General features: G+C 33.8%; 8 protein-coding genes and 1 pseudogene. 3 read left to right on the forward strand and 6 right to left on the reverse strand.

What is annotated here, in order from left to right:
* Nucleotides 1–5: 5 nt before the first annotated feature.
* A complete protein-coding gene (locus tag ACRBBL_RS26825; RefSeq protein WP_431372189.1) occupies nt 6–509 on the forward strand; it encodes a tetratricopeptide repeat protein in 504 nt (167 codons plus the stop codon).
* A 111-nt stretch (nt 510–620) separates the two neighbouring features.
* On the opposite strand, the gene ACRBBL_RS26830 is transcribed toward ACRBBL_RS26825, so the two are convergent.
* Entirely contained in the window at nt 621–1,862 is a 1,242-nt protein-coding gene (locus tag ACRBBL_RS26830; RefSeq protein ID WP_431372190.1) for an ABC transporter permease, read from the reverse strand.
* Nucleotides 1,863–1,870: 8 nt separating this feature from the next.
* Between ACRBBL_RS26830 and ACRBBL_RS26835 the strand changes: the two genes are divergently transcribed.
* The gene (locus ACRBBL_RS26835) at nt 1,871–3,151 is read left to right on the forward strand and encodes an exo-beta-N-acetylmuramidase NamZ family protein (RefSeq protein ID WP_431372191.1); all 1,281 of its coding nucleotides are present in this window, start codon (nt 1,871–1,873) and stop codon (nt 3,149–3,151) included.
* Nucleotides 3,152–3,395: 244 nt separating this feature from the next.
* On the opposite strand, the gene ACRBBL_RS26840 is transcribed toward ACRBBL_RS26835, so the two are convergent.
* From ACRBBL_RS26840 to ACRBBL_RS26855, 4 genes are all read right to left on the reverse strand, one after another.
* A complete protein-coding gene (locus ACRBBL_RS26840) occupies nt 3,396–4,103 on the reverse strand; it encodes a hypothetical protein (protein ID WP_431372192.1) in 708 nt (235 codons plus the stop codon).
* Between the two features lie 260 nt (nt 4,104–4,363).
* On the reverse strand, nt 4,364–5,602 hold the full coding sequence (locus ACRBBL_RS26845) for a glycosyltransferase family 4 protein (RefSeq protein WP_431372193.1): 1,239 nt from the start codon (nt 5,600–5,602) through the stop codon (nt 4,364–4,366).
* Between the two features lie 9 nt (nt 5,603–5,611).
* Entirely contained in the window at nt 5,612–6,463 is an 852-nt protein-coding gene (locus ACRBBL_RS26850) for a sterol desaturase family protein (protein WP_431372194.1), read from the reverse strand.
* 65 nt (nt 6,464–6,528) lie between these two features.
* The gene (locus tag ACRBBL_RS26855; protein ID WP_431372195.1) at nt 6,529–7,035 is read right to left on the reverse strand and encodes a YkgJ family cysteine cluster protein; all 507 of its coding nucleotides are present in this window, start codon (nt 7,033–7,035) and stop codon (nt 6,529–6,531) included.
* Between the two features lie 305 nt (nt 7,036–7,340).
* Here ACRBBL_RS26855 and ACRBBL_RS26860 point away from each other — a divergent pair, with 305 nt between their 5' ends.
* Complete coding sequence (locus ACRBBL_RS26860; protein ID WP_431372196.1) at nt 7,341–8,045, forward strand: class I SAM-dependent methyltransferase; 705 nt, start codon at nt 7,341–7,343, stop codon at nt 8,043–8,045.
* A gap of 185 nt (nt 8,046–8,230) precedes the next feature.
* Here ACRBBL_RS26860 and ACRBBL_RS26865 read toward each other — a convergent pair.
* Nucleotides 8,231–8,484: pseudogene (locus ACRBBL_RS26865) on the reverse strand (DUF2059 domain-containing protein); the annotation flags it as partial.

Below are 8,484 nucleotides of genomic sequence, written 5' to 3' on the forward strand. Positions count from 1 at the left end.
ATACGATGGCAGACAACGAAAAAATCGATTACCGAATCATACATAACGAAGCTTGGGAATTAAGAAAAAGAGGAAAGTTTCAAGAAGCAAAAGAAGGGTATTATAAAGCTATCGAGATTCATCCAAATCATCAATCGTATCACAACTTAGGAGAAACCTATGCAGATATAGGCGATAGAGAAAAAGCTATTTTTTATTTTGACAAATCGCTCGAGATGAACCCTGAATATGCATTAGCCTACAATAACAAAGCGTTTTCATTGTATGTATTAAAACGGTATGATTTGGCTTTAGAAAGTATCAATAAAGCACTAGCATACAAAAGTCAAGACGGAATTTATAATGCCACAAAAGCAGAAATTTTATTTGCTATGGGAGACAAAGAAGGCTTTTACAAAGCGTTTGAAACTTCTGTTCATTTAGGCGTTGATCCAACTATTTTAGATCCTGCCATCGAAAAAAAATACGGTAAAGAGAAGCGTTATAGGCTTATTACTGGAGAATTTTAGAAAAATTCGTGGCAATCTGTTTGTTTCGAAAACAACTTCTAATATGGATTAGAAACAGATTACTTCGTCATGCTTCCTCGTAATGACGTATTGAATTATAAATGCTAAAACTTACTGAAATTTAATCGCTTTTACAGGCGATATCTTTGTAATGATAAATGAAGGAATTAATAACATTAACACACACAATACTAATGTACCAATATTAAGTGCTAACACATGCCATATTTCGAGATGTATAGGAATGATAGATGTATGATATTGTTCTGGATTCGGGAATTTTAAGAAGCCAAATGTATCTTGCGCCCAAATAAATCCGAGACCAATTACATTTCCCCAAAGCAATCCAATTCCGATCAAATATGCAGCATTGTATAAGAATATTTTACGAATGCTTAAATCGCTACTTCCCAGTGATTTTAAGATTCCAATCATTGGTGTTCTATCTAAAATCAATACCAAGAGTGCAGTAATCATATTGATACCACCAACAATGATAATGATTCCGATGATGAGAAATATGTTTACATCAAACAAAGAAATCCATTCAAAAATAAACGGAAACTTATTCGTGACATTTTGCGTATCTAGGTTTGAAGAAATAGTGTCGTATACTTCCTTTGTTTTTTCTTGAATTGTACCAAAATCATCAATAAAAACTTCAAAGTTTCCAACTTCGCCATTTTTCCATTTGTTCATACGCTGAATGTGACGAATATCCATCAGCATTACGTTAGCGTCAAATTTTTGAAAGCCCGAATTGTAAATCCCTACAATTTCAAATGTACGTTCATTCGGAATTTCGCTCGTATCTTCCTTTAAAAATATCGTTTTAAATGTGTCTCCTAACTTTAATTCGAGTCGTCTTGCCATATAAGCAGACATCAGCACTTCCCTATTTTCACGTTTTTCGGAAACATTTGGAAGGCGACCTTCGGTTATAAATTCTTCAAAAGCAGCCCAATTATAATCTGGTCCAATACCTTTTGCCAACACTCCTTCAAAAGTTTTTTCGGTGCGAATAATTCCTGCTTTTATAGCAACTGCTTGAACATGTGTCATGCCTGAAACCTCCGTAAAATCTGGGTAAAACTCTTGTTTTACATCCAACGGCATTAAAGAAACCTCAGAGTTATTATTATCAAAATTTGAAATTTGAATATGCCCATTAAACGCCGCAACTTTTTCTTGGATCGTTTTTTGCAGTCCCATTCCTGTAGCAATCGCAACCATCATCATAACAATGCCAATTGCAATAGCTGCAATGGCAATTTTTATTATTGTTGCCGATACACTACTTTTATATTGTTTTGCCTTAATAATACGTTTGGCAATAAAAAACTCGTAATTCAAATTCAGCTATGGTTTATAGATTTTTCAAAAATACATTTTTATTGTTGTTATTAATTGGATTTTTCACAAGATGTGACTCTAAAGAACAACAAAAGACACAAAAAATTGCTGATGCTAGTGTTTCTTCAATTTCTAAAGCCGAAAATGCTTCCGCAGAATTGACAAAGAAAGAAATTATTGTCGGTGCAAACAAAACGGCTGAATTGCTACCAAAACTCGCAAATAAACGTGTTGGTATTGTTGCCAATCAAACCAGCGTTATTTTTAAAGCGGACAAAACATATACGCATTTGGTAGATTCGTTAGTTGGATTGAGTGTAAATGTGAAAACTGTTTTTTCTCCCGAACATGGTTTTCGTGGAAAAGCAGATGCAGGCGAAATTGTAAAAGACGGAAAAGATGTAAAAACGGGTTTACCGATTATTTCTCTTTATGGAAAGAATAAAAAACCATTTCCAAAACAGCTTGAAAATTTAGATGTTGTCATATTTGATGTGCAAGATGTTGGCGTGCGTTTTTACACCTACATTTCTACTCTTCATTACGTAATGGAAGCTTGCGCTGAAGCAAATATTCCTGTGATTGTGTTAGACAGACCAAATCCGAACGGACATTATGTTGATGGCCCTATTTTAGAAAAGAAATTTAAAAGCTTTATAGGAATGCATCCTATACCAATTGTGCATGGTATGACCATTGGTGAATACGCAGAAATGATTAACGGAGAAAAATGGTTAAAAAATAACGTGACCTGCGATTTAACTGTGATTAGAATTGATAATTACACACATCAAACGCCGTATAGTTTGCCTATAAAACCTTCACCAAACTTACCAAACGATCAATCTATTAATTTATATCCAAGTTTGTGTTTGTTTGAAGGAACTGCAATAAGCGTTGGACGCGGAACGGAAAGACAGTTCCAAATTATAGGAACTCCAGAATATTTTTTAAAACGCCATTTATATAGTTTTACACCTAAGCCAAACTTCGGAGCAAAGCATCCAAAACACAATGGCAAAGAATGTAATGGATATAATTTAACGAAAGAACCGCGCTTGTCGGAAATCAACCTAGAATGGTTATTAGAATTTTACAAAACACACAAACAATACGCGCCAAAAACAGCATTTTTTAATAAGGATAAGTTCTTTCATAAACTTGCTGGAACCGACAAATTGCAACAACAAATTGAAAGCGGAATGACAGCTGCTGAAATTAAAGCAACTTGGCAAGAAGGTTTGAGTCTTTATAAAAAAGTTCGCGAACAGTATTTGATGTATGATTGATTGAGGTGTTGGGTGTTAGGTGTTAGGTGTTAGGTGTTAGGTGTTAGGTGTTAAAAAGTACATTTTATCTTATCATTTCCAAACGTCTGTTCGAGTAGTTTTTCGCAATAAAATGAAGAAAAATTGTATCGAGAACTACTTCTGAAATTCACTCAACATTTATAATTTAATACGTCATTACGAGGAAGCATGACGAAGTAATCTGTTTCTATATGTTTAGAAGGTTTAGTATGTTTATGTGTAGTTAATCCTGTTTCACAAACTGATTGTAAAAATAATGAACCGTATCTGTTAATTTTATCGTTGGTCTATACGGACTATTATGATATGGACTTATTATAATGTAGATATCTGCAATGTACGTGTCCATACGATATAATGAAGAATGAGTGCATTTTCCTGCGCAATCATGATCGTTTTCATAATGAAATAAATATCGACCTGTTCGTTGTACATTATACATTTCTGTGCTCTTTTCTAAAAACTTTACTTTCTTAGGGTAAAATTGATGGTACACTTTTTCATTTTGATGTTTCATAGCACCAGCACGCGCATTTACCACACGAAACATCTTTTTAGGATTGTACTGATATAGTTCTAAACTATCACTAATTTCAGTATCATACAATTGTGTTTCACTTTCTCCCATAAAAAACTGCAATTGGTGTTGTTTTGAAGGATCAATGAAAATAGAATCTCGCAACCAAGTTTTTACTTGATTTTTTAACCCATCAAGGTTAGCAGTTTTTTTAAATATATGAGGATGTGTTTTATAAATAGTATCTAGTATACTTTCATAATCATAGTTTTTGAGCTCAAAAAAAGAGTCATTTCCTCTAAAATATACTTTGCCTTTGTATTCGTTATAATTCGCTTTTAATTTTTCGAAAGTAGGACTAGTCTCTTTCACAGCACTTTCTTTTTTATATTCAGGTGCTTTTTCACAAGACATACAAAGCAAAAGCAATATTGGTAAATACTTAAAAAAACGAGACATGTGGTTGTATAATTTATTTGATGATTTTTTAAAGATAAGAAAAGACCACAATAATAAAAGAGGCATTGATACATTTTCAAATTAATCTCGACTGCGCTCGATTTGACATTTGTATTAATATTTTAAAAATCAATACGATTGGTCTTCATAATATTGAGCTTATTTTAAAGAATACACTTTTACATTTAAAATTTAGCATTCAACATGTATAATTTCTAAGATTTATTCTTCTCCTCTATCCAAAGTGACATGTATTTGGTGCTTTTTGTATTGTGCAATTGCAATAAGCTTCCCATAAAATTTTGCGTTCTGTGTGCTTCCAAATTGTGTTGAGTCCTTTCTATTTTTTGTGAAAGCTGTTGCTGAAAGTTTTCTTTTTGATACCGCTTTGTCAAAATTTCAAAACCGTTTTGTTGTGCTTTTTCCCAACGATTTTTGTTTGTGTACAACTCCGCAGTTTCGTTGACTAAGGTTTCAATAGTGTCAGAAACAATTCCGCTCCACGGCAATTCTCCATGCATGCCTTCTGCTCCAATTGTACTTGTAACGCAAGGTGTTCCGTTTTGCATGCCATCAATAAATTTTCCTTTGAGTCCAGCTCCAAAACGTAAAGGCGCTAGTAATATTCGTGCTTTCGAAATAACCTCAGCAGCACTTTCTGCACGACCGTGCACAAAGAATTTCTCTTTCGGCTGATTAAGCTGTAAACTATGCTCTTTTGCATACGAACCATATATGTGCATTTCTGCTTTGGGTAGTTTTTTTCGTAAGATTGGCCACACTTCCTTTTTTAAATACATGACTAAATCGCGATTTGGTGCATGCAAAAAGTTTCCGATCGTAACAAAGTGTTCTCGTTCTTCAAAAGTTGGTAAGGCTTCAATAGTTTCTTGATTGAGTTGTTCCAGCATAAACGGAATGTACAACAGTAAAGAAGCATCAATTTTAAAATGATTGACTAATAGATCGCGTTCTACTTCTGATATTAGTAATGAAATATCGCAACGTAAAATACTGGCAATTTCTCGTTGTGCAAGATTGTAACTTTTTAATTGATCGATATGAAATTCTTTGCCATCTTTTAATGCTTGATGACGCGCTTTTCGCAAACTGTGCAAATCTTCTGTATCTAAAATTCGCAATGCGTTTGGACACTGTTCTGCAACGCGCCAACCAAATTGTTCTTCCATCATAAAACGATCAAACAGTACAATAGACGGATTTAAAGTTTGAATGTATTCGTCAAAATTTGTATCATTAATTTGAATGGTTTTTGACGCAATTTCCATCTGACGTAAGTCATAACAAAATTCACTTTTAGCAGCTGGACAAGCAAAAGTTACGTTCCAGTTCTGATCTCGAAATAACTGCAATAATTGCAACATACGTGTTCCTGCGGCAGAAGAATTTGGTTCTGGCCACACATAACCAATAACTAATACGTGTTGTTTCATACAGTATAATTATTCTTCCGAATTTAAAGTAGTTGGCGGACGATATTTGTTGAAAGGAATTTTTAGTAGGCTTTTTAAATCGGCATTTTCAGAAGCTTCAGGATAGGTATCAACTCCATATACTAAGGTTTCTGGATCTTTTTTGGCGAATGTTTGAAAAATTCGATCCCAAATAGAAAAGATATTTCCATAGTTTGTGTCTGTATATGGCAACACATGATGATGGTGAACTTTGTGCATATTTGGCGATACAATGATGTAACTAATTAATGTATCTAGTTTTCTTGGAATGCCAATATTTGCATGATTAAACTGCGATAACACCACCGACATTGATTGGTATAACATAATGATTGCAACTGGCGCACCAACAATTAAAACTCCTATTAACGTGAATGTAAAACGTATGACACTTTCACCTGGATGATGTCTGTTTGCCGTTGTAGTATCTACATGTGTATCTGAATGATGCACTAAATGAAAACGCCATAATACAGGAACTCTATGTTCTACATAATGTGCCAACCAAGCGCCAAAGAAATCTAACAAAGCAACACCTATTAGTACATACCACCAAGCAGACAATTCTGGAAATTGAAGATCAATCCATTGTAAAACACCAAATTTGTTTGTTACAGTCCATTCTGAGACTTTGAATAATAAGAATGCTAAAAAGAAATTAATAACAATTGTGGTAAGCGTAAAGAAAATGTTGATTCCTGCATGATTTACTTTTTTATAGTTGAATCGGAAGAGCGGAATAATATATTCTATAAGCCAAAAGAAAGCGATTCCACCAACTAAAATTGCGCTTCGGTGCGAAGAAGGAATCGACTCAAAATATGATAAGATAGTGTCCAAGATAATTTAAGTTTCGTAGGTTTGGTTAGTTTATAAAGATACGTTTTTCTTAAAATCAGTCCAAACTACCGTTTTCCTTTTGTCTCCAATACAGTCTTCAATTTTTCTACAATATTATATGTCGCTGGACAAATAGAAAGATTGTTCATTGTAATTTCAGAAATCTTATGAAACTTTTTACGATTGGTATGTGGATATTCTCTGCATGCTTTTGGACGTACATCATAAATCATACATTCATTGTCGGCTCCCAAAAAGTGACAAGGTGCTGTTTTTAACACATAAAAATTATCTTCATCAAAGTATAAAAACTGACTTATAAATTGGTGTTCTTTCATGCGAAAATGCTTTGAAATACGGGCAATATCTGCATTTGTAAAAATAGGACTTGTCGTTTTACAACAATTGGCACAAGCTAAGCAATCTGTTTTTGAAAATTCTTCCTCGTGCAGTTCTTGCATGATGTAGTCGAGATTTTTAGGTGTTTTCTTTTTTAATTTATTGAAGAATTTTTGATTCTCTTTTTCCACCTCTTTTGCCAGTTTTGGCAACTCATTAATAAAGTCCTCCATTTAAATTTTGTCTTGAAAAACAAAAATACCTAATATTTTTTGGATTTGTTGGGTAACAAAACTTTCATAATGATACTTAGAGATAGAATACTGAGAATGAGACATCATTTTTACGTATGAAAAGATGAAAACTAGCGCATAAAATTGGGGGATTTTAGGGACTAGATTTATTCTGTTAATTATTTAGGTTATAGTTAACACAAAGCAACGACAAATGCATTAGCTAGTAGTCGTTGCTTTTTTTATGTTTTTATGTGAACAGTTATTTTGTATTACAGTACTTTTGCCTACAAGCATTGAGAGGCATGAAAGATTTATTTGGAAAAGCAATTTTAGACTACCAACAGGGAAATTATACGGAAGATATTAAAACAGCAACTTCTATCTCGGAAGAAGATTCTTTGCCACTTCCCTATTTGTTTCGTTCGTATTCGGAAATGCCTTTGTTAGAACAAACCGCATTACAATTAGCTAAAGGAAATGTATTGGATGTTGGTTGTGGTGCCGGAAGTCACAGTTTGTATTTGCAAGATGAACGCAATTTAGACGTTACAGCAATCGATGTTTCTGAAGCTGCTATTGAAGCCTGTACATTAAGAGGTATAAAACATGCGGAAGCAGCAGATGTAATGGACTTCTCGGGACAGTTTGATACGATTTTATTATTGATGAACGGCGCAGGAATGTGCGGAAAACTCAACCGAATTGCTGATTTTTTAAATCATTTAAAAACCATATTGACTGCTGACGGACAAATTTTAGTTGATTCATCTGATATCATTTACATGTTTGATGAAGACGAAGATGGCGGCAAATGGATTCCTTCTGATACTGATTATTACGGCGAACTACTCTATTACGTAAGTTATAAAGGAGAGCACGAAGCGCCTTTTAATTGGTTGTACATTGATTATAATACACTACAAAATGCCGCACATGCTTGTGGCTTGCAATGCGAATTAGTTTTAGAAGGTGAACATTATGACTATTTAGCAAAATTGACTAAATAATTTGTCTATTTGAGGAGTTGTTTATCCGTTAATTTGAAAATAAAGTTCCAAACAAAAATTCACTTACCAAAATACCAAGAGCGAAGCGTATCTAATATTCTAAGAGGCGAAGTCACGTCTAAGAACGAAGCAATCTAAGAGGCAAAGCCGATCTAAAAGCNNAAAAGCAAAGCGCGTCTAAAAAATCAATTCAAACTATATCCTTTTTCTGCAAGTTTGCTAAGGACACTTTTATACAAGTCTCCACTCCATTGCTGAGAAATTTCTCCTTCAATTTTTGTCAAACCTTCTCTACTTGCAATCATTTTTGCTCCAGTTTCTGAATCGTAAAAATTCATAATTTGTTGTCGTTGGGTATCTGTAAGCTTTGTTTTATCGGCTCGCATTTGTTTTACTGCTGTAGATTCGTAAAAGACAGTCATATTCTTAATATCATTCA

Origin of the sequence: Kordia sp. (assembly GCF_050633145.1) — a bacterium.
GTDB lineage: Bacteria > Bacteroidota > Bacteroidia > Flavobacteriales > Flavobacteriaceae > Kordia.